Annotated in this window: 22 protein-coding genes; 17 read left to right on the top strand and 5 right to left on the bottom strand. The window is 71.9% G+C overall.

The window, feature by feature from the left end; all coding sequences use genetic code 11:
* The first annotated feature begins 225 nt into the window (after positions 1-225).
* The 5 genes from IQ279_RS19480 (at position 226) to IQ279_RS19460 (ending at position 3358) form a co-directional block, all read left to right on the top strand.
* A complete protein-coding gene (locus tag IQ279_RS19480) occupies positions 226-369 on the top strand; it encodes a hypothetical protein (protein ID WP_206350019.1) in 144 nt (47 codons plus the stop codon).
* A gap of 93 nt (positions 370-462) precedes the next feature.
* Positions 463-675, top strand: coding sequence for a hypothetical protein (locus tag IQ279_RS19475; protein ID WP_206350017.1), 213 nt, complete (start codon positions 463-465; stop codon positions 673-675).
* An 84-nt stretch (positions 676-759) separates the two neighbouring features.
* Positions 760-2037, top strand: a complete 1278-nt coding sequence (locus IQ279_RS19470) for a hypothetical protein (protein WP_206350015.1) — start codon at positions 760-762, stop codon at positions 2035-2037.
* Positions 2034-2621: a hypothetical protein gene (locus tag IQ279_RS19465; RefSeq protein WP_206350013.1), complete on the top strand. Its 588-nt coding sequence runs from the start codon at positions 2034-2036 to the stop codon at positions 2619-2621. Before IQ279_RS19470 ends, IQ279_RS19465 begins: the two co-directional genes overlap by 4 nt.
* On the top strand, positions 2618-3358 hold the full coding sequence (locus tag IQ279_RS19460; RefSeq protein WP_206350011.1) for an ABC transporter ATP-binding protein: 741 nt from the start codon (positions 2618-2620) through the stop codon (positions 3356-3358). The genes IQ279_RS19465 and IQ279_RS19460 overlap by 4 nt, the downstream gene beginning before the upstream one ends.
* 55 nt (positions 3359-3413) lie before the next feature.
* Here IQ279_RS19460 and IQ279_RS19455 read toward each other — a convergent pair whose 3' ends face one another.
* Both IQ279_RS19455 and IQ279_RS28145 read right to left on the bottom strand, forming a co-directional pair.
* The gene (locus tag IQ279_RS19455) at positions 3414-3809 is read right to left on the bottom strand and encodes a hypothetical protein (RefSeq protein WP_241028384.1); all 396 of its coding nucleotides are present in this window, start codon (positions 3807-3809) and stop codon (positions 3414-3416) included.
* 84 nt (positions 3810-3893) lie between these two features.
* On the bottom strand, positions 3894-4382 hold the full coding sequence (locus IQ279_RS28145; protein WP_241028383.1) for a hypothetical protein: 489 nt from the start codon (positions 4380-4382) through the stop codon (positions 3894-3896).
* Here IQ279_RS28145 and IQ279_RS19450 point away from each other — a divergent pair.
* The 7 genes from IQ279_RS19450 (at position 4297) to xynA (ending at position 13417) form a co-directional block, all read left to right on the top strand.
* The gene (locus IQ279_RS19450) at positions 4297-4686 is read left to right on the top strand and encodes a ParA family protein (protein WP_307792436.1); all 390 of its coding nucleotides are present in this window, start codon (positions 4297-4299) and stop codon (positions 4684-4686) included. The genes IQ279_RS28145 and IQ279_RS19450 overlap by 86 nt on opposite strands.
* Positions 4687-4900: 214 nt before the next feature.
* Positions 4901-5263, top strand: a complete 363-nt coding sequence (locus tag IQ279_RS19445) for a hypothetical protein (protein ID WP_241028382.1) — start codon at positions 4901-4903, stop codon at positions 5261-5263.
* The gene (locus tag IQ279_RS19440; protein WP_206350006.1) at positions 5260-5937 is read left to right on the top strand and encodes a hypothetical protein; all 678 of its coding nucleotides are present in this window, start codon (positions 5260-5262) and stop codon (positions 5935-5937) included. Before IQ279_RS19445 ends, IQ279_RS19440 begins: the two co-directional genes overlap by 4 nt.
* Positions 5937-10646, top strand: a complete 4710-nt coding sequence (locus tag IQ279_RS28510) for a putative T7SS-secreted protein (RefSeq protein ID WP_206350004.1) — start codon at positions 5937-5939, stop codon at positions 10644-10646. Before IQ279_RS19440 ends, IQ279_RS28510 begins: the two co-directional genes overlap by 1 nt.
* Entirely contained in the window at positions 10591-11118 is a 528-nt protein-coding gene (locus IQ279_RS28840; RefSeq protein ID WP_372445184.1) for an Imm50 family immunity protein, read from the top strand. The genes IQ279_RS28510 and IQ279_RS28840 overlap by 56 nt, the downstream gene beginning before the upstream one ends.
* Positions 11111-11527 carry an Imm50 family immunity protein gene (locus IQ279_RS19425; RefSeq protein WP_206350000.1) on the top strand — a complete coding sequence of 139 codons (417 nt, stop codon included), beginning with the start codon at positions 11111-11113 and terminating at the stop codon, positions 11525-11527. The genes IQ279_RS28840 and IQ279_RS19425 overlap by 8 nt, the downstream gene beginning before the upstream one ends.
* Before the next feature lie 1197 nt (positions 11528-12724).
* Positions 12725-13417 (top strand): endo-1,4-beta-xylanase XynA, encoded by a 693-nt coding sequence (gene xynA, locus IQ279_RS19415; RefSeq protein WP_206349998.1) that lies wholly within the window; start codon positions 12725-12727, stop codon positions 13415-13417.
* Between the two features lie 120 nt (positions 13418-13537).
* Here the strand turns inward: xynA and hemQ are convergent, their stop codons facing one another.
* Positions 13538-14254, bottom strand: a complete 717-nt coding sequence (hemQ, locus tag IQ279_RS19410) for a hydrogen peroxide-dependent heme synthase (protein ID WP_206349996.1) — start codon at positions 14252-14254, stop codon at positions 13538-13540.
* A gap of 4 nt (positions 14255-14258) precedes the next feature.
* On the bottom strand, positions 14259-15671 hold the full coding sequence (hemG, locus tag IQ279_RS19405) for a protoporphyrinogen oxidase (protein WP_206349994.1): 1413 nt from the start codon (positions 15669-15671) through the stop codon (positions 14259-14261).
* A gap of 212 nt (positions 15672-15883) precedes the next feature.
* Here hemG and IQ279_RS19400 point away from each other — a divergent pair, with 212 nt between their 5' ends.
* Positions 15884-17059, top strand: coding sequence for a DUF4349 domain-containing protein (locus IQ279_RS19400; protein ID WP_206349992.1), 1176 nt, complete (start codon positions 15884-15886; stop codon positions 17057-17059).
* An 82-nt stretch (positions 17060-17141) separates the two neighbouring features.
* Here the strand turns inward: IQ279_RS19400 and hemE are convergent, their stop codons facing one another.
* Positions 17142-18230: a uroporphyrinogen decarboxylase gene (hemE, locus tag IQ279_RS19395; protein WP_206349991.1), complete on the bottom strand. Its 1089-nt coding sequence runs from the start codon at positions 18228-18230 to the stop codon at positions 17142-17144.
* 63 nt (positions 18231-18293) lie between these two features.
* On the opposite strand from hemE, the gene IQ279_RS19390 reads away from it, so the two are divergent.
* From IQ279_RS19390 to IQ279_RS19375, 4 genes are all read left to right on the top strand, one after another.
* On the top strand, positions 18294-18929 hold the full coding sequence (locus IQ279_RS19390; RefSeq protein WP_206349990.1) for a DUF3000 domain-containing protein: 636 nt from the start codon (positions 18294-18296) through the stop codon (positions 18927-18929).
* A 181-nt stretch (positions 18930-19110) separates the two neighbouring features.
* A complete protein-coding gene (locus tag IQ279_RS19385) occupies positions 19111-19773 on the top strand; it encodes a helix-turn-helix transcriptional regulator (RefSeq protein WP_206349989.1) in 663 nt (220 codons plus the stop codon).
* Positions 19774-19967: 194 nt separating this feature from the next.
* The gene (locus IQ279_RS19380; RefSeq protein ID WP_206349988.1) at positions 19968-21239 is read left to right on the top strand and encodes a ribonuclease D; all 1272 of its coding nucleotides are present in this window, start codon (positions 19968-19970) and stop codon (positions 21237-21239) included.
* Between the two features lie 127 nt (positions 21240-21366).
* On the top strand, positions 21367-21624 hold the full coding sequence (locus IQ279_RS19375; RefSeq protein WP_206349987.1) for a hypothetical protein: 258 nt from the start codon (positions 21367-21369) through the stop codon (positions 21622-21624).
* Positions 21625-21733: the final 109 nt, after the last annotated feature.

Here is a 21733-nt window from a genome sequence, read left to right as displayed (position 1 = left end):
ACCGAGCTCCTGCGCGACCTGCGCGTTCGGGCGGCCCTCGGCGCACGCCAGCACGATCCTCGCGCGCAGCACCAGCGCCTGGGACGCGGTCCGCTTGCGCAACCAGCCCCGCAGCACGCGGCGCTCACGCTCGGACAACTCCAATGACAACGGCTTCGGGCCCGGCATCCCCCAACCCTACAACCGCCAACAAACTAACGACTCAGGACACTAGGAGCAACAGATATGCGTTCCGCTAACACCATACGCCGTGCGGCACTGGTCGCCGCCGCCGTGGCGTCCATAGGCCTGGTCAACGCACCCTCGGCCTCCGCGAACTGGTCCAGCTGCATCAGCAGTTGGGCCGACGGCGAGGAGTCCCGGCGCTGAGAGGACCAGGGCACCTACTCGCAGGTCCAGTTCCGTGACTGCTTCGCCCAGTACGCGAGCAGCTCCAACCAGAAGGTCACCCTGACGGAGCGGGTGGACATCAGCTTCGCCCCGGACAAGGTCCTGGACTCCAAGACGTTCTCCAACTGCTTCAGGGGCAGCGGCTACTGGAGCAACGGCGAGTGGACGGACGTCCCGTCAGGCACCAACACGCTGTACTTCAAGGCCGACAGGATCGGTCAGGGCGGCTCGTGCTGCCTGCTGTTCGTCTCCGAGGTGTACGTGGACACCTCGAAGGCCGACTGACCGAAGGCCGGACACCTCGGCGGAGCCGGCGCGTGGGTGGTGCTCACGCGCCGGCTCCTTCACTCCCCACTCTCTGGAGAACGAGTGCGACTGCGCACCCTTGTCAGGACGTCGAGCGCGTTGCCGGCCCTGCCGCTGGCCCTCGCTCTCGTGGTCCTGTACTACACCTCCGGGACCAGTGAGCAGATCGCCTTCTGGCCCTACCCGTACGCGCCGACGCTGGTGCAGCAGCCGATCGAGTTGATGTACGCGGTCAGTTACGCGGTGGTCTCGGCCGCTGCCGCGTGGCAGGGCGCCCGGTTGAAGGAAGCCGGTGTGTGGCAGGTGGCCGCCTACCGGCCCACATGGCAGATCATCACGCTCGCGCTGGCCCCCGTGGCCGCTCTGGGCTGGCTGATGCTCATCACCCCTGTGGTGATGGCGTTCGCCCAGACCCCCGCCTGGCCCACCTGGGACAGTCTTCCTCCCCTGCTGCTGGGCATGGCGCTGTGCTGCGCGCATGCCCTGATCGGGTTCAGCATCGGCCGCTGGATCAAGCCCCTGCTGGCCGCGCCGGCGCTGATGTGCCTGGTGTTCGTCGTCGTGGCGTTCCCCCACTCGATGAACCCTCCGTGGTTGCGGCACATGATGGGTGAGTACTCCGCCCAGCTCGGCTTCGGCGAGACCGCGACCTTCGCCTCCATGGCCGCCCAGTTCCTGCCCACGGCAGGCGTGGCGGCAGTGGTCGGACTGCTCTGGGTCCGCCGCGGGCACCCGGCGGCGCGCGTGGCGGTCGGCACGGTGCTGGTGGTGGCTTGCACGTCCGGGTCCTACGCCGTCGTCAAGGACTGGAACTTCAATCCGTCCCTCAACGCGGGCCAGGTCACGGTGGTGTGCTCCGGCGAGGCCCCGGAAGTCTGCATGCCCGAACAGGCCGGCGGCGACATCGCGGCCGTGTCCGCCGAGGTGAGGGACACCTACACGAAGCTGAAGACCTACGGCGTGGTGGAGGATGTTCCGCGGACGGTGCGGGACTCCATCGTCTACGGCCGGTTCGAACCGGATCCCTCGCCCGGGACCGCCTACATTCCGCTGTCGCTCGCCTGGAAGAACCACACCGTGGCGGCGACCATCGTCGACGGGACACCCAAGTTCGGTTGCGACGCGAGCCCGGAGGCCTCCGTCACGGTGAACATGTGGATGGGGAGGAAACTGGGGCACACCATCAGCTTCGAGAGCGTCGCACGCGGCAACCCCTTCTACACCCGCGCCCAGCACGACAGGATCACGCAGACCGTGGACGAGGTCTCGCGCAAGCCGGTCGCACAGCAGAAGGCCTGGTACGGGCGGATGCTCGAGGACGGCTGTGAGGAGGCCCCGTGATCTGGTGGCTGAAGGCCCGCCGCGTGCACCCCGTGCTCACCCTGGCGGTCGGCGCGTTCGTCCTGCTGACGTTCGTCTTCCGGGACAACGCCGTCGTTCTGCCGTCGTTCTCCGTCAGCGCGGGCAACAACGTCGTGCTGTCCTTCTTCACCCCCTTGATCGTCGTAGGTGCGATCGGCCAGTGCCTGGACGCGCGGCTGCCCTCGGCCGAGCTGACCGGCCTGCGCCCCGTGGGGTGGATGGACACCGGTCTGGCCCTGGCTGCCATGGGCGTCGTCCTGGTGGGCTCGGGGGCGGCGTGGCTGTCGCTGGATTCGGGGGCGGCGTTGCAGGCGGGCCGCAACACGGTCTTCCTCACGGGGCTGATGCTGCTCGGCCGGGGCTTCGTCGGCCGCGCGGCGATCATGCTGCCGCTGGCCTGGGTGTTCGTCGTGGTGTTCTTCGGCCGCAAGACCGGCGCCGCCTACCACGCCTGGGCCGTCACCGGGCTGGAGGCGTCCCACCAGTACGCCGCCGCCCTGGCCGCCGCAACCTTCGTCGTCGGGGTCTCCGTGAACCAATACACCTCAAGGACAGCGCTGTGAGTCTCACCTTCCAGGACTGCACGTACCGTTACGGCCGCAAGCTGCGCCCCGTACTGGACGACTTCTCGTACCAGGTGCCCGGAGGGCTGACGATCCTCCTCGGCCCCAACGGAGCGGGAAAGTCCACCCTCCTGAAGCTGGCGGCCTCGGTCAGCCGGCCCCAGACGGGCCGGATCGACTTCGGCGGGATCAGCTCGCGCTCGCGCGCATACCGCCGGCACGTCTCCTGGATGCCCCAGAACGTGGCCGCCATGGCCGGCCTGACCGCGCGTGAGCAGGTCGCCTACAGCGGCTGGCTGAAGGGCATGAACCGCGCCGACGCCTGGCGGCGCGCGCTGGAGTCCCTCGCCCTGGTCGATCTGCGCGAGCACGCCGACAACAAGGCGTCCACCCTCTCGGGCGGCCAGCTGCGGCGTATGGGGGTGGCGTCGGCTCTGGTCCACGAGTGTCGCGTCCTGCTGCTGGACGAACCGACCGCCGGCATGGATCCCCGCCAGCGACGTGTCTTCCGCGACCTCCTGCGCGGTCTTTCGGAGGACGTCGGCATCCTGATGTCCACGCACGACGTCGCCGACCTCGCCGAGGAGGCCGACCATGTGACCGTGCTGTACGGCGGCAAGGTCCTCCAGACCGGTTCGACCGAGGCGTTCCTCGCCCACACTCCCGGCGGAACGGCCCAGGGGCGCGCCGCCGAGGCGGCGTACACGGCGCTGCTCACGGAGTACGAGGCGGGGTGACGCCGACCGCGCCCCGGCCGCGCCGCCGCCGTGTGCCGGACTCGGTGGGCAGGGCCTACCGCGCGGCCGTCCTGGTGAGTTCCAGGGTCGGCGGCCCGTCCGGATCGGTGTTGAAGTACACCTTCTCCGGGCCGCTCGTGTAGAGCTGGACGCCGCCGGTCCTGCCGAGTCCGCCGTCCTCTACCGACAGGTAGACGAAGTCGCTGGACGCCTGGTCGTCGAGGAAGTCCCATTCGCCGCTGAAGTCGACGGGGTCGGAGACCCCGTCCATCGACACATCGGTGGCGGAGAACGTCCCGTCGGAACCGAGCACGATCTCGGCGCCGGTCGCCTCGTCGCGGTACACGCCGGGCAGTTCGTCAGGATCGACCGGGGCCATGCATCCCGAGACGAGTACCGCGGAGACCGCCAAGGCAGCGGCGAGCCACCGTCCCCCCGCCCTTTTGCTCATCACGGTCTCAGCGTAACGCCGGGTTCGGCGACACAGGCCCCGGGGCGTCGGCCCCCGGGGCCCGCCGACCAGCACGGACGCGGTTCAGTCGGTGACGACTTGGCTCAGCACCATGGTGGCCGGCAGCAAACCCAGCGCTCCCCAGCTGAAAGCGACTTGCCGCCGTCGCCATCCCATGAAGCCGGCCCCGGCGCTCACGCAGACCGACGTTGTCACCAACAGGCCGCCAACGGTGAAGCCGCCCGTGGAAACCGCACCGGCCAGGGCGACGGAGACATTCTCATCGGTGTCGCGGACGACGGGACCCAGGTCGAAGACGTGGACGTCGGCGACCGGGCCCTGCTGGCCCTGACCGACCTCCGCGACGACGGCAGGATCCTGGACCGGCCGTCCTCCACAGTGCGGGCAGCGGTCTACCGGGGGAACCCGTGGTGCACATCCATGTGGAGACGTCGCCTCCGTCGCGCCGGCCGAACTCCAGGCCGGGCTGTGGCTGCTGGCCGGAAGTCTCGACCTCAGCCGCTTCGAGGACAAACTCTCCGGCGAGTGGTTCAAGACCTTCGCGAGCGACATCGCCGCGCTCCGCACCACCACGGCCTTTCACCGGATCGTGGAGCAGGCCGCCGGAGAGGTCGGCGCCGACATCGTCCTGATCGACGTCGGGCCCAACCTCGGAGCGATCAACCGGGCGGCGCTGATCGCGGCCGACAGCGTGCTCATGCCGCTCGCGCACGACGCGAGGAAACCCATGTTCGACCTCAAAGCGGCCGACGGCGCTCTCGGCAGCACGCAGAAGTACGTGCAGACCTGCTACCGGGAGTTCCGCGGCCTGGCGGAGAAGGTACTGGCCCGTACGGAGGAACTCGACGGCGGGTGACCGGCCGGCCCGCCTCCTGCCGCTCACCGACGGGGGCTGTGCGACCGTGCCCTGACGGCGGCCGCCACAGCGCTGTCGTATTCCGGTCGGTCAACTGCTTTGCAGAAGTACAGTATTGGCCGACCAGCAGGGGTGGGGGCCGAACGGGGGGTACGGGGTGGATCTCGTCGGGGAGATAGCCGCGGTGCGCGCGAGGCGGGGGAATCCCCGCGCGATGGTGGGCGAGTTCCGCCGTACCGCCGTGCTGGTGCCGCTGGTGGACGGCGGGTTGCTGACGGCCGTGCACGGCGGGATCCGCTGGATCCACACGTTCACCGACGAGGCGGCGCTGGCCCGCTTCACGCGCCTCAAGGGCGCCACGCCCGGTGAGGAGTGGGAGTACGCGGCGTTGCTGGGGGCCCGGCTGCTGGATGTGGTCGTTCCCCAGGTGGACGGCCCGGCCGGGGTGGCGGTGAACGCCGCCGACGAGGACGGCTCGATGCTGTTCCCGCCGGTGCGGGGCATCGTGCCGGACGCGGCGGCGGTGGACGCGGATATGGAGATCGGCGGCGCGGAGCGGGACGGGGGCGCGCGGTGAGCGGCGACGGTGACCTGAAGTTCTCCAAGGAGGCCCTGGACCTCATCACCAAGGGCCTGGGCGGGGCGATCGACGAGTTGAAGCAGGTGGGCAGCTCGGAGACCGACTCCGTCCAGGGCGCGGGCTTCGACTCGATGGTGCTGACGGCCATGGAGGCCGGCCACCCGGGGCTGGCCGGGGAGTTCGAGGGCTTCTGCGAGGACTGGGAGTGGGGCGTACGCGCCCTGGTCATGGAGGCCAACAAGCTGGCGGCCCGGCTGGACCTGGCGGCGGGCATGGTCCACGCCGAGGACCAGTACTGGGAGGGCACCTACAAGGTCGCGGCCAACTCCTTCGTCGGCAACCCCCACCTGTCCGGGCAGGAGGTCACCCAGCGGGAGTGGGACGAGCTGATCTCGCTGGACAACTACCGGCCCGACTACAGCGCCGAGTCGTTCCGCACCGCCCAGCAGGAGATGGCGCAGACCTGGAAGGACACCGCCCGGAACGTGACCGGCGAGGGCCAGGGCGGCTTCCTGAACGACCTGGCGATGGACGCGGCCGGGGTCGAGGAGCACCAGCGCGAGACGGTGCGGGACGTGATGTTCGGTCCCTCCCCGGAGGAGCGGGCCCAGCAGCAGGCGCAGCAGGCCCAGCAGCAGGCCCCGCGGCAGGGTGACGGGGGCGAGGGCTGATGGGCTGGGACCTCATCCCCGACGACATCGAGGACGGCTTCGAGAAGGGCATGCGCAAGCTCGGCGACGGCGTCGAGTGGCTGGGCGACAGGACGGCCGAAGGGCTGGACAAGGTCGGCTGGGAATCCGGCGCGGACTGGGTGCGCGACAAGTCCCGCTCCACCGCGAACGCGATGGGCGCGGACACCGACGAACTCCAGCTCGGACAGACCGAGGACCCCAAGAAGCTGGTCTACGGCAGCGCGGGCAAGCTCCGCTCGACCGCGGGCCATCTGAAGGACTTCGCCGAGTCCTTCGACAACGTCGGCAAGGGCATCAAGGGACTGGACTCCTCCGGGATCGAGGGCGAGGCCGCCGACGCCTTCCGGACGAAGGCGGCCGAGGAGCCTCCCCGGTGGTTCAAGGCCGCCGACGCCTGCGAGAAGGCCGCGGGCGCCCTGGAGGACTTCGCCGACACCGTGGAGTGGGCGCAGGGCCGGGCCAAGGAGGCGATCACCAAGTACGAGGCCGCCGTCAAGGCCTCCGAGGACGCGCGGACGGCGCACAACAGGAAGGTCGACGCGTACAACAAGGCCGTCGACACCTACAACGCCAAGGCGAAGGCGGGTGACGACCCGGGTACGCCGCCGGTGTGCCCGGCCGCCTTCAAGGACCCGGGGCCGGCGAAGGCGGAGGAGGCCGAGGAGATCCTCGCCGAGGCGCGCAAGCAGCGCGACACGGCGGCGGAGAAGGCCCGTTCGGCCGTGAAGGCGGCACGCGAGAAGGCGCCGCCCAAGCCGTCGTACGGCGAGCAGTTCAAATACGGCATGGCCGGAATGCACCTGGAGAACTCGCATGTGCTGGGCGGGTTCCTCAAGAGCGGCACCGAACTGGTCGCCCTGGCCCGCAGCCTCAACCCCACCGACCCGTACAACCTCGGGCACCCGGGCGAGTACGCCACCACCCTCAACAGCACGGTCGCCGGGCTGCTCCAGGCGTCCAACGATCCGTTGGGCACGGGCAAGCAGATGGTCTCGTCCTTCATGAAGGACCCGGCCGAGGGCAGCGGCCGGCTGCTCTTCGACGCGGCTCTGACCGTCGCCACCGGCGGTGCCGGGGCGGGCGTCAAGGGCGTGCGGATCGCGGCCGACGCCGCGGACGCGGCAGCCGACGCGGGCAAGGCCCGCCGTGCCCTGGACAGGGATGGCCCGGAGCAGCACGGCAGCAAGCCGGAGGAGCGCGACTCCGGCGGCACGGATCCGGTGGACCTGGCCACGGGGAGGATGTTCCTGCCGCAGACGGACATCACCCTGCCCGGCGCGATGCCACTGGTCTTCCGGCGGTACGTGGAGTCCGGGTACACCGCCGGGCGGTGGTTCGGGCCGTCGTGGGCCTCCACCGTCGACCAGCGGCTGGAGGTGGACGCCGAGGGCGTGGTGTTCGTCGCCGAGGACGGGCGACTGCTGGCGTACCCGCATCCGGCCCCCGGCGCGCCCACACTGCCGTCGGCCGGCTCGGCGCGGATGCCGCTGGAGCGCACCCCGGACGGCGGCTACACCCTCACCGAACCGGACACCGGTCGGGTGCGGCACTTCGCCCCGCCGCCCGGGGGCGAGGGCGGCGGGGCGGACGGTGTGGCGCGGCTGGAGCAGATCACCGACCGGGCCGGGCACCGGATCCTCTTCGTCCACGACGAGGCCACCGGCGCGCCGCTGCGGATCGAGCACAGCGGCGGCTACACCCTGCACCTGACCGTCGAGGACAGCCGCGTCACCGCCCTGTCACTGGGCGATCAGGTGGTCAGGCGCTACGGCTACACCGACGGCCACCTCACCGAGGTCGCCGACTCCTCGGGGCGGCCGCTGCGGTTCGAGTACGACGACGAGGCCCGGGTGATCGCCTGGGTCGACTCCAACGACCGGCGCTACGACTACGTCTACGACAACCTGCACCGGTGTATCGCCGAGGGCGGCACCGAGGGCCACATGCAGGTCCGCATCGCCTACGACGGGATTGACCCGGACACCGGCCACAAGGTCACCACGCTGACCACCGCCGCCGGGCACGCCACCCGCCATGTGATCGACGACCGCTGCCGCACGGTCGCCACCACCGACCCGAACGGCCACACCACCCGCTACACCTACGGCGACCACCGGCAGCCGCTGACCGTCACCGATGCCCTGGGCCGCACCACCGCCTTCGCCTATGACGAGCTGGGCCGCCTCACCGGCCTGACCCGCCCGGACGGGCGGCAGATCACCGTCACCCGTGACGGGCTCGGCCTGCCGGCCGAGGTGCGCGAGGCGGACGGGGCGGTGTGGCGGCACACCTACGACGAGCACGGCCTGCGCACCGCCACCACCGACCCGGCCGGTCACACCACCCGCTACGCCTACGACGGGCGCGGCCATCTGGCCTCGGTCACCGACGCTTTGGGCCGGACCACGTCCGTACGCTGTGACGCGGCCGGGCTGCCGGTCGAGATCACCAACCCTCCCCCTGCCTCCGGCGGGGGGACCCCCATGGGTGCCGTCACCCGCTACACCCGCGACGCCTTCGGCCGCCCCACCGCCATCACCGATCCCCTGGGCGCGGTCACCCGCCTGGAGTGGACGGTCGAGGGCATGCTCGCCCGCCGCACCGGCCCGGATGGAGCCGAGGAGCGCTGGGAGTACGACGGTGAGGGCAACCGCGTCCGTCACACCGACGCGGCCGGCGGGGTGACCACGTACGAGTACACCCACTTCGACCTGCTGGCCGCCCGCACCGGTCCGGACGGGGTGCGCCACACCTTCGAGCACGACGCCGAGCTGCGCCTGACCCGCGTCACCAACCCCCAGGGGCTGAGCTGGTCGTACGAGTACGACCCGGCCGGGCGCCTGATATCCGAGACCGACTTCGACGACCGCACCCTGTCCTACTCCTACGACGCGGCCGGTCGGCTCACCGCCCGCACCACCCCGCTGGGCGAGACCATCGCCTTCGCCCACGACGAGCTGGGCCGCCTGGTCCGCAAGGAGGCCGGGGGCCGGGTCACCACCTTCGCCTACGACGCGGCCGGACGGCCGGTGGAGGCCGTCGGGCCCGACGCGGAGGTGCGCTGGCACCGCGACCGGCTGGGGCGGGTGAAGACCGAGCTGGTGAACGGCCGGGCCCTGTCGCTGTCCTACGACGCGCTGGGCCGCCGTACCCGCCGCACCACCCCCGCCGGGGCGGTGTCCTCCCTCGCCTACGACGCGGCCGGCAACCGCACCGCCCTGACCACCTCCGGCCGCACGCTGGACTTCACCCACGACGCCGCCGGGCGCGAGACCGCCCGCCGTATCGGCGAGCACCTCACCCTGGCCCAGTGGTGGGACCCGGCCGGGCGCCTGACCGGCCAGGCCCTCACCGCCGGGCCGGAGAACGCGGTCACCGTCCAGCAGCGCACGTACCACTACCGGCCGGACGGCCACCTCACCGCCGTCGACGACCTCCTGTCCGGCCGCCGCGCCTTCAACCTCGACCCGGCCGGCCGCGTCACCGCCGTCACCGCGGCCGACTGGAGCGAGACCTACGCCTACGACGCGGCCGGCAACCAGACCTCCGCCTCCTGGCCCGCCGGGCACGCCGCCGCCGACGCCACCGGCAAGCGCGCCTACACCGGCACCCGCCTCACCCGCGCCGGGCGCTTCCGCTACGAGTACGACGCAGCCGGCCGCACCGTCCTGCGGCAGCGGGTCCGGCTGTCGAAGAAGCCCGACACCTGGCGCTACGAGTGGGATGCCGAGGACCGCCTCACCACCGTCACCACCCCGGACGGCACCCGCTGGCGCTACCTCTACGACCCGCTGGGCCGCCGCATCGCCAAGCAACGCCTGGCGCCGGACGGCTCGACCGTCACCGAACAGGTGGACTTCACCTGGGACGGCCCGGTCCTCGTCGAGCAGACCACCACCTCACCCGATCTGCCCCACCCGGTCGCCCTCACCTGGGACCACGACGGCCTCACTCCCCTGGCCCAGACCGAGCGCCTCCTCGACCCCGGCGACCAGAGCGAGATCGACCGGCGTTTTTTCGCCATCGTCACCGACCTCGTCGGCGCTCCCACCGAACTCGTCGACGAGACCGGCACCGTCGCCTGGCACACCCGCGCCACCCTGTGGGGCACCACCACCTGGAACCGCGACGCCACCACCTACACGCCCCTGCGGTTCCCCGGCCAGTACCACGATCCCGAGACCGGCCTGCACTACAACTACTTCCGCTACTACGATCCGGCCACCGCCCGCTACACCACCCCCGACCCCCTGGGCCTGGCCCCCTCCCCCAACCCGGCCACCTACGTCCACAACCCCCACACCTGGACCGACCCGCTGGGTCTCGCGCCGGACTACCCTCGGCGGTCACTGGAGGGAGCCAAAGCTCAGGCGCTGCGGGACGCCGGCATTCCGGAGGGGGCAGAGCCGATCGAAGTGAACGACTGGGTTCCGGCTACTGGCCCTGACTGGCAAGGGGGCAAGCAACTGCTGGATGATAACCACCAACCGATCTTCTACCGTGAGGAGTACTACGAGACGCCTTCCGGTGACCTGATCGTTTACCAGGACCACTGGTTCGGTCACCAGAAGCCGGGGGAGCCCGGCTATCAGCCGCCACATGTGCATGTAAGGCCTTTCGACGACCCGCGAAATGGCCAGCTCCCAGGCTGCGAGGAACACTACTATTATGATCCGAAAACTGAGTGAGTTCATCAGGAATGCGAATGCACTGACTGACGTCCACCCCGGAGACTTCCCTCCGGGCCCCGTCATCGTCCGTTCGATCAACCTCAACCGGCGAGGCCCTACAGCCGTAATCCGCCTGGACGTGGCGAAGCCGCCCACTTCTCCGAATCCGGATTGGGCCAGGGTCGAATGTGATCGAGTTCAGTGCCATGTCGCTTTCCTGGACGTAAGAGAATTCCGCTTGGAGCACTGGCTCGGATCAGGGGAGGCAGAGGCTGCGGTAGCCCCCATGGAGCCGCGGCGACTGGAGATTCGCCTGGAAGGGCCGACGATGCGATGCAGCTTCACGGCTAGCGACTCCGTTACGGTCAGACACGTAAGCGCCTACCGTTCATCCGAGGGGCAGGATAGGCAATTCTTTGCCAGCCCGTTGGATCGCAGAAGATTCACCGACAAACTACCGTGGATCGACGAGAGGACCTTCTATGGATGACATGGAATGGCGAAGAATTTTCAGGGATTCAGGTGCACCTGCAGAAATCCTCGAAAACCCTCCTGGATTGAATGGAAAAGCCCCGTCTTACGTCCATGTAGATGATCGCGGCGAGGGGGTTGTCGTGGCAATGGGGTTCGACTTCAGAATACCAACTGAAATAACCCCAAGAGAATGGAGGGAGAGGAACTTCAACGCACTCGAAGTCTCACTCGAATTCACCCGCGTGCGGGACATTGAAATTTACGGGTGGGCGAGGAGGCTGGACTGCCTCATCACGTTGTCACGGAATCCGGGAGGGGATCTCGACGTGAAGGCCATCGGAGACGAGGAAAAAATCTCGTTCACCACTGAGCGAGTCCGAATCTCCCGCTTTCGGGCATACCGGGCGTCATCGCCCTCGCCGTGAACTGCGTGGCACCCGGTCGGCCGGGGCACCGTCGCTCCCCATGCATGCGGCTGCGACCTACCGACCAGATTCGGTGAGGTGGATTTCTGGACATCGCTTTGAAAAAGATCGACACCGTGGTGACAGACGCCCCGTTGTCTTTCACTCCGCGTCTGGCCCTGGACGTACCTCAGGTGGTCGTCGGCGGGTTCGCGAGCAGGGCGGAGTTCGAGCAGCAGGTACGGACCACCTTCGGCAGCCTGCGGTGGTTGTGGCCGGAGGAGGACGACATCCGGTTCGACAAGGAGAGTCACGAGCTGGTGGGCGTCGGGCTCCACGTTCCGACCGAGGCCGCTCTCCCGCAGAAGCCGGCATCCACGTCCCCGACGGGCTTCCGCCTCTCCAAGACGGGCTCCGCGCGAACGAGGTACACGATTTCGGCATGTCGCAAGCAACGGTGTTGCACTGCGGCACCGAGGCGGCCGAGCTGATCTGCCTGCGGGACCTTGCGGTCCCGGACGCGTCTCTGGAGGCGCGCATCGGCATCGCCCCGGACTGGCACTGCTCATTCAGGACGGCGCCGTCGTGGGATGGAGTCCGACCGAGCAGGCCCTGCGCAACCAGCGGGAGGACCGGCACAGAGCCGAGATCCCGCACCGGCTCGCCGTCCGCGTGATCGAGGGCAGCGAGAACTGGTGACGGACGCCGCTGTCGCTGGAGCGTACGAGGCAGGCCGGGTCCGCGTGGGAGCGCGCACTACTTCTCGGCGCCGGCCGGACGCGGGCTCGTCGCGCCTCGCTCGGCATCCCCCCGGAAGGTTTCCGGAAGTTTTGGGATCAGTAGCCAGCTCGTTGTCTTCAGATCCAGGGTTCCGTTGATCTCGCTTGAAGGAAGGACGCCGTAATGGCGACTTGAACAGGCATGACCCTCTCCCGACAGATCCTCGACGGGGCTTCAACTCCCGTAAAATTTCCGGGAGCTGTTGACAACCCAGGGGTGCCGGACCAACCTATCGGCATCGACAGACCCCACCGCTGTCGAGCCGGGTCACCCGCCGTGGCCCGGGCCTTCCGGTCGCCACCCCACGACGACCGGCATCCCCCCACCGTCGTCGATACGACGCCGGCGCACGGTGGCCCCCCACGGCCGCCGACGGTACGCCGGGTCGTGTCGCGCTGCCCGGCCCCAGGGCCGGCCTTCGCGAGGAGGAAGCGAAGCATGGACAGGAACGACGCCCCCACCCCCAAGTCGATGAGCCGCCGGGGCTTCGTCGGCCGCGCCGGCGCCCTGGCGGTCGCCACCTCCGGGCTGATGCTGCCGGGCACCGGCACCGCCCACGCCCAGACCGTCACCTCGAACCAGACGGGCTACCACAACGGCTACTACTACTCGTTCTGGACCGACGCCCCGGGAACGGTCTCCATGACCATGGGCTCCGGCGGCAACTACAGCACCTCGTGGCGCAACACCGGCAACTTCGTCTGCGGCAAGGGCTGGGGCAACGGCAGCCGCCGGACCGTGCGCTACTCGGGCAGCTTCTACCCGTCCGGCAACGGCTACCTGTGCCTGTACGGCTGGACGTCGAACCCGCTGGTGGAGTACTACATCGTCGACAACTGGGGCACCTACCGGCCCACGGGTGAGTACCGGGGCACGGTCAGCACCGACGGCGGCACGTACGACATCTACAAGACCACCCGCTACAACGCCCCCTCCGTCGAGGGCACCAGGACCTTCGACCAGTACTGGAGCGTCCGCCAGCAGAAGAAGACCGGCGGCACCATCACGACCGGCAACCACTTCGACGCCTGGTCCCGGGCCGGGATGCGGATGGGCAGCTTCAACTACTACATGATCATGGCGACCGAGGGCTACCAGAGCAGCGGCAGCTCCAACATCTACGTGAGCTGACGGCGGCGCCCCGGCCCGGCCGGAGCGCATCGGCACCCCGCCCGTGGCGCGGCGGCCATCCCGGCCGCCGCGCCACGGGCGCGCTCCGCGGGCGTGCGCCCGTGGAGCACACCGGGAGCGCTACGCCAGCCCCGCCACCAGCTCGGCCAGGTCCTTGCGGCGGCCGGTGTAGAAGGGGATCTCCTCGCGGACATGGAGGCGGGCGCGGGAAGCGCGCAGGTGGCGCATCAGGTCGACGATGCGGTGCAGCTCGTCGGCCTCGAAGGCCAGCAGCCACTCGTAGTCGCCCAGCGCGAAGGAGGCGACGGTGTTGGCCCGCACGTCCGGGTAGCCGCGCGCCATCTTCCCGTGCTCGGCCAGCATCTCGCGGCGCTCCTCGTCCGGGAGGACGTACCACTCGTAGGAGCGCACGAACGGGTAGACGCACACGTACGCGCGCGGCTCCTCGTCGGCGAGGAAGGCGGGGATGTGCGAGCGGTTGAACTCGGCGGGGCGGTGCAGCGCCATGTTGGACCACACCGGCTCCATCGCGCGGCCCAGCCTGGTGCGCCGGAAGAGGTTGTACGCCTCCTGGAGCGCGTCGGCGGTCTCCGCGTGCCACCAGATCATCACGTCGGCGTCGGCGCGCAGCCCGGAGACGTCGTAGGTGCCGCGCACGGTGACGTCCTTGGCGGCGAGCTGGTCGAACAGCTCTCGGACCTCGTCGGCGTGGCCGGCGCGGTCCTCCGGCAGCGCCTCGCGCAGGCGGAAGACGGACCACAGGGTGTAGCGGATGACCTCGTTGAGGTCCTTGGCCTTCTTGCCCGCGTTGGGCGTCTTGCGGGGTTCAGCAGTCATGGGTTCATTCTCTCCCTGTGCGCGGGGCGGCCGGTGGCCGGGCCCTCGATCCCGGCTGGAGCACCGCCTCGGCGGCGGTGCGGGCGCTCGCGATGCACGCCGGGATGCCGACCCCGTCGTACGCCGCGCCGCAGAGGGTCAGGCCGGGCAGGTCGGCGAGGTCGCGGCGTACGCGGGCGACGCGGTCGAGGTGGCCGACGGGATACTGCGGCAGTCCGCCGTTCCAGCGGGTGACGGTGGAGGCGGCGGGGCGGGCGGTGAGCCCGATGGCGGTCTCCAGATCGCCCAGGGACAGCTCCACCAGGTCGGCGTCGTCGCGGCCGAGGACCTCCTCCTCGCCGTGACGGCCCAGGGAGGTGCGCAGGACGAACAGGTCGGGGTCCTGGTCGGCGTTCCAGTGCCACTTGTTGGTGGAGAAGGTGGAGGCCTTGATCGCCCGGCCGTCGGTGGCGGGGACGAGGAAGCCCCGGCCCTCGGGTACGCGGGTCAGGTCGCGGCGGCGGAAGGCCATGGTGACCAGGGCCATGGAGGCGTACTCGATCCGCTCCAGCCCGGCCGCGGCGGACGGGGAGAGGCCGGCCAGCAGCCGTGCGGCGGCGGGGGCGGGCGTGGCCAGGACCACCGCGTCGGCCTCCAGCGGGCGGCCCGCGGCGACAGCCGTCCAGCCGTCGCCGGTGCGGCGCAGCTCCGTCACGGGGGCGTCGGTGCGGATGTCGGCTCCCGCGGCGCGGCAGGTGTCGGCCACGGCGGCGGGCAGCCGTCCCATGCCGCCCTCGATGCCCATGAAGACGGGTCCGTCCTGCCGGCTCGCCGCGGCGCGTTCCCGGACACCGCGTACGGCGGCCAGCAGCGAGCGCTCCTTCCGGGCCGCCTCGAACAGGGCGGGTACGGAGGCGCGCATCGAGATCCGGTAGGCGTCTCCGGCGTAGACCCCGCCCAGCAGCGGCTCCACGAGCCGGTCCACGACCTCGCGGCCGAGGCGGGCGGCGACGTACTCGCCGACGGCCACGTCCTCCCCGACCTCGGTGCGCGGCAGTTCGGCATCCTCGGCGGCGCGGGCCAGGCCGTCGGGCGAGACGATCCCGGCGAGGACGGCCGGGTCGGCGGGTACGCCCATGACGTGGCCGGTGGGCATCGGGCGGACCTCGCCGCGGGTCCAGATCGCCGCGGTGCCCGTGGCGGGCGGCTGGAGGGCGTCGCCGAGGCCGGCGGCGCGGGCGAGGTCGAGGCCCTCGGGGCGGCGGGCGAGCATCGACTCGGCGCCCAGGTCGACGGCGGCGTCCGCGATCCGGCCGGCGTACAGCTTGCCGCCGAGGCGGGGGGAGGACTCCAGGACGGTCACGCGCGCGCCGCCCTCCAGCAGGCGGTGGGCGGCGGCGAGCCCGGAGATGCCGCCGCCGATGACGATGACGTGCATGGCTCCACTCTCCCAGACCGCCGCCGGCCCCGGCGCGCCGCCCCGGCCGGGAGGGGGCGCGGGACGGCACCGGGTACGGCGGTGGGCGGCGGTGGCCCGGCGGTGGCTTTCCCGAGTCCCGAACGTGACCGCTTCGCTACCGTGGCCCGGCAACCGGCCCGCGCGCCCGTCCGTCCAACTCCCGACATCCACAGATGTGTTGGGGGGAATTGATGTTCACACGCGGATTCACGGCCACGGCCGGCGGCGGCGCGCCCGCGCGGCGCGGGGCGTCGGCCGCGCTGCTGCTGGCCGCGGCGCTGGCGGTCACCGGCTGCGGCGCGGCGGGGGACGGCGACGGCGGTGCCGGGGCCAGGGCGGACCGGGGCGCCGCGGCGCCCGAGGCGGCCCACCAGGAGGCGGGGCGGCAGGCAGGGCGGGAGGCGGGGGCCTACGAGCAGGGCGCCTCGCAGGCCGACCGCGGGAGCGCCGACGGCGAGAGGGCGGCCGACGACGCGCCCGATCTGGCCGCGACCCATGTCATCCGTACGGCCTCGCTCACCGTCACGGCCGAGGACGTGCCGGAGAAGCTGGCCCGGGCCCGCACGGTGGTGGAGACCGCGGGCGGGTACGTGGCCGAGGAGGACACCGACAGCGACTCCCAGGGGCACGACCGCTCCCGTATGACGCTGCGGGTCCCGCCCGAGGAGTACCAGGGGGTGCTGGAGGAGCTGGCCGGGCTCGGCGAGCAGGTCGAGCGGAAGGTCTCGGCGAAGGACGTCACCGACCAGGTGGTCGACGTGGAGAGCCGGATCAGGACGCAGAAGGCCAGCGTGGAGCGGGTGCGCAAGCTGATGGACGAGGCCGCCGCGCTGTCCGACGTGGTGACCCTGGAGGCCGAGCTGAGCAGTCGGCAGGCGGATCTGGAGGCGCTCCAGTCGCGGCTGAAGTCCCTGGAGAGCCGCACCGGGATGGCCACGGTCACGCTGGTGCTGCGCGAGCCGGACGCGGAGCCGGCCGAGCCGGAGGAGGACGACGCACCGTCCTTCCTCGACGCCCTGTCGGGCGGATGGCACGCCTTCGTCTCGACGGTCCGCTGGATCACGGTCGTCCTGGGCGTGCTGCTGCCCTTCGCCGCGGCGGCGCTGCTGGTGGCGCTGGTGTGGCGGCTGGTGCGCCCCTGGCTGCCGTGCCGTCCGAAGGGGGTGCTGTCGCGGCGCACCGGGCCCGCCGTGCCGACGCCTCCGGTGACGGTCCCGGGGCCGGTGGCTGGATCGGTGGCGGGGCCCGGTGCCGCGTCCGGCGCGGCACCGGACGCGGACGCGGTACGGGATGACGGCGGCCGCGCGAAAGGCCCCGGAGCCGTCCCGGAGGAGCCGAAGGGCCCGGAGGCCCCGGAGAAGGGGTGAGTGAACGCCGGTGGGCCGGGTCTCCCCGGAAGGAGACCCGGCCCACCGGCGTCCCGTGCGTCCCGCCGGGACGGAAGCCGTCTCAGCGCGCGGTCTGCCCGTGCACGTACTCCACCAGGCGGGTGAGCGCGTCGGGGTCGGTGTCGGGCAGCACCCCGTGGCCGAGGTTGAAGATGTGTCCCGGCAGTCCGCGGGCGGCGTCCAGCACGCGCCGCGCCTGGGTCTCGACGGCCTCGCGGGGCGCGAAGAGCACGGCCGGGTCGAGGTTGCCCTGGACGGCCCTGTCCGGGCCGATCCGGCGGGCGGCCTCGTCCAGCGGCACCCGCCAGTCCGCGCCGACGACGTCCGGGCCCGCCTCGGCCATCGCGCCCAGCAGCTCTCCGGTGCCGACGCCGAAGTGGATGCGGGGGACGCCGTAGTGGGCGACGGCGTCGAAGACCTTGGCGGAGGCGGGCAGCACCGAGGCGCGGTAGTCGGCGGGGGCCAGGGCCCCCGCCCAGGAGTCGAAGAGCTGGACGGCGCTCGCGCCCGCCTCGATCTGCACCTTCAGGAAGGCGGTGGTGATGTCCGCGAGCCGGTCCAGCAGGTCCGCCCACAGCTCCGGGTCGCCGTACATCATCGCCTTGGTGTGCTCGTGGTTGCGGGACGGCCCGCCCTCCACGAGGTAGCTGGCGAGGGTGAAGGGGGCGCCGGCGAAGCCGATGAGCGGGGTGGCGCCCAGTTCGGCGGTGAGCATCCGGACGGCCTCGGTGACGTACTCCACGTCGCCCGGCTCCAGCGGGCGCAGCCGCTCCAGGTCGGCGCGGGAGCGGACGGGCCGCTCGACGACGGGGCCCACTCCCGGCCTGATGTCGAGGTCGAGGCCGATGGCCTTGAGGGGCACGACGATGTCGCTGAAGTAGATGGCCGCGTCCACTCCGTGGCGGCGGACGGGCTGGAGGGTGATCTCGGTGACGAGATCGGGGCGCATGCAGGAGTCGAGCATCCCGATGCCCTCGCGCACCTTCCGGTACTCCGGCAGGGAGCGTCCGGCCTGCCGCATGAACCACACCGGGGTGTGCGGTACGGGCTCGCGGCGGCACGCCCGCAGGAAGGCGGAGTCGGCGAGCGCGGGGGCGGCGGGCCCCGCTGCGGAGGGGGACTGGGCTGCGGTTCGGTCGTCGGCGGTCACAACCAGAAGTCTCGCACGTGTCCCTACCCGTCCGGAGCACCCGTTCCGCCTACGCTGCCGCTCATGGCAGCGGCGCGAGCACACCAGACGGACGGTACGGCGGGTCCCGGCGGTGAGGAGGCGCCGCGGGCCTTCCGGCAGGCCGTGGCGGCACTGGCGGGGGTGCGGCCGCGCCCGGAGGTGCGGCTCGGCCCGCTGCCGCCGCCCAGGCGGCTGGCGCCGTTCGCGCACGCGGTGGAGGCGTCGGTCGAGGCCGGGGGCGAAGAGCTGGCCGACGGGCGGTTCGTGCTGCTGCACGATCCGGCCGGGCAGGAGGCGTGGCGGGGCTCGTTCCGCGTGGTGACCCTGGCCCGTGCCCAGCTGGAGCCGGAGATGGCGGGGGATCCGCTGCTGCCGGAGGTGAGCTGGTCGTGGCTGACGGGCGCGCTGGAGGCGCGGGCGGCCGGGTACGCCGCGGAGGGCGGCACGGTGACGCGGGCGGACTCCCACTCCTTCGGGGAGCTGGCGGACCGGGCGGTGCGGTCGGAGCTGGAGATCCGCGCCTCGTGGACTCCCCGGGAGGGCCCGGGGGAGGCAGCGGCCGGACATCTGGCGGCCTGGTGCGACCTGCTGTGCCAGTGCGCGGGGCTGCCGCCGGAAGAGGGCGAGGGGGCAGCCGTCGTACCACTGCCGCAGCGCCGTGGCCCGCAGCCACTCTGATGGTTCCCCGGATCGAGCTCCTGTCCGATTTGCCGGAATTTTTCACTCACTCATTCGTGATCATTCCCTAAAGACGGACCGGCGGAGTGCCGAAGGATTCTGTGACCCCTCACGGGGCTCATCCCATCCCGACTTCCCCCATAGTCGGCTTCCGTCCGCTCTCCACTCCCCAGGAGGCCCGGTGTCCGTTCTTCTTGAGCACCCCACAAGCCTGGTCGCCTACCGCCCGAACAAGCCGACGGCCATGGTCGTCGTCGCCGACCCCCGGGTCCGTTCCACCGTCACCCGCCACCTGTGGGCGCTCGGTGTCCGGGACGTGATCGAGGCGTCTTCGGTCGCGGAGGCCCGCCCCCGCGTCGCCAACCCGCGCGACATCTGCGTAGCCGAGGTCCACCTGCCCGACGGCTCCGGTCTGACCCTGCTGTCCGAGACCCGTGCGGCGGGCTGGCCCAACGGTCTGGCCCTCTCCGCCGCCGACGACATCGGCGCCGTGCGCAACGCCCTCGCGGGCGGCGTCAAGGGCTACGTCGTCACCGGCACCCGTGGCACCCCCGGCCACCCCGGGCGTCCCGGCACCGCACCCATCGGCGCCGCCGCCGCCCGTATGCACCGCCGCCCGCCGGGCGCTCCCGGCCACTCCGGTGGCTACCGCGAGCTCTCCGGCCGGGAGATCGAGGTGCTGCGGCTGGTGGCGGAGGGCCAGTCCAACAAGGCGATCGGCGTCTCCATGGGCCTGTCGGCCCTGACCGTCAAGAGCCACCTCGCCCGGATCGCCCGCAAGCTGGGCACCGGCGACCGCGCGGGCATGGTCGCGGTCGCCCTGCGCACCGGCATCATCCACTGACCCCGTTACCCGGCGCCCCCACTCCCCCACACCACCCACGACCCCACACCACCCGCGACCGCATCCGCCCGCCCGGCCGGCTCCCCGGCCGGGCGGGCGGATGCGCGTGCGTGCGGGCTGATGTACGGCGTCCCCCGGCGTGACGTTCCGTCGGCGGACGACGCACATCACGTGCGCATGGATACCCTTGTCGCGTGACCGACGCCCAAGAGACCTCCATAAGCAACGCAGCTCGGCCTCCCGCACGGGAGGAAGGTCCGGCGCCGGTCCCCTTGCTGGAGCCGCGCGAGGGCATCCCGCCCGTGACCGCCGCGCCCGAGGCGCTCGCCGGGGTCGTGGACGCCTTCGCCGCGGGTCGCGGCCCCGTGGCCGTCGACGCCGAGCGGGCGTCCGGGTACCGCTACGGGCAGAGCGCCTATCTCGTCCAGCTGCGCCGCGCGGGCGCGGGGACCGCGCTGGTCGACCCGGTCGGCTGCCCTGACCTGACCGCCCTCGGCGAGGCGATCGCGGACGCCGAGTGGGTGCTGCACGCCGCCACCCAGGATCTGCCCTGCCTGCGCGAGACGGGCATGCGCCCGTCCCGGCTGTTCGACACCGAGCTGGCCGGACGGCTCGCGGGCTTCGCCCGCGTCGGCCTCGGCGCGATGGTCGAGAACGTCCTGGGCTACTCCCTGGAGAAGGGCCACTCCGCCGTGGACTGGTCCACCCGCCCGCTGCCCGAGCCCTGGCTGCGGTACGCGGCGCTGGACGTGGAACTCCTGGTCGACCTGCGCGACGCCCTGGAGGAGGAGCTGGAGCGCCAGGGCAAGCTGGCGTGGGCGCGCCAGGAGTTCGCCGCCATAGCGGCGGCCCCGCCGCCCGCCCCCCGCAAGGACCCCTGGCGCCGCACCTCGGGCATGCACAAGGTGCGCAGGCGGCGGCAGATCGCGGTCGTGCGGGAGCTGTGGACGGCCCGCGACCAGGTGGCGCGGCGCCGCGACGTCTCGCCGGGCAAGGTGCTCACCGACGCGGCCATCGTGGAGGCCGCGCTGGCGACGCCCGCCACCGTGCAGGCGCTGGCCGCGCTGCCCGGATTCGGGCAGCGGATGGGACGCAGGCAGCTCGAACAGTGGCTGGCCGCGGTCCAGCGCGCCCTCGCCCTGTCCGACGCGGAGCTGCCGCAGCCGGCCCTGACACCGGCCGGGCCGCCGCCCCCGCGCACCTGGGCCGACAAGGACCCGGCCGCCGCGGCCCGGCTGGCCGCGGCGCGGGCGGCGGTGACGGCGCGCGCGGAGGAGCTGAACCTGCCCCAGGAGAACCTGCTCTCCCCCGACACGGTGCGGCGGCTGTGCTGGGAACCGCCGGGCGAGGCGTCCGAGTCCGCGGTCGCGGGGGCGCTGCGCGCCCTCGGCGCCCGGCAGTGGCAGGTCGAGCAGACGGCGCCGCTGCTGACGGCCGCCCTGTCGGCCGTCCCGTCCGACGTCTGACCGGGGCTGCCCGGAACACGGCCCGACCCTCCGGTCCCCGCTCCCTCCACGGGCGGGGACCGGGCTTTCGCTCGCGCGCGGTTCCCGCATAGGCTGATCGCGCACTGACATCCCAGGGGGGAAGAGAATGTCCTATCCGAACCAGCCGTACCAGCCGCAGCCGCAGAACCCGTCCAACACGCTCAGCATCGTCGGCATCGTGCTCGGCTGCGTCGCCTTCCTCTTCTGCCCGCCGGTCTTCGGCATCGCGGGCATCATCTGCGGTGCGATCGCCACGTCCAAGGGCGAGCGGCTGGGCAAGACCGCTCTCGGGGTCTCCATCGCGGGCCTGGTCGGCGGTCTGATCCTCGGCTTCGTCGTCTTCCAGGGGATGCAGGGCATCTGACGCCCCCGGGCGTTCCGTGGCCGCGGGGCGGCCGCGCGCCGCCCCGCGGTTTCCGGGCCCGCTCCCGCGCGGAGCGGGCCCGCTCCGTGCCGCCCGCCCAGCGGCCGGG

It is taken from the genome of Streptomyces verrucosisporus (assembly GCF_017114865.1).
Lineage (GTDB): Bacteria > Actinomycetota > Actinomycetes > Streptomycetales > Streptomycetaceae > Streptomyces > Streptomyces fenghuangensis.
This window is presented reverse-complemented; position numbering and strand designations above follow the sequence as displayed.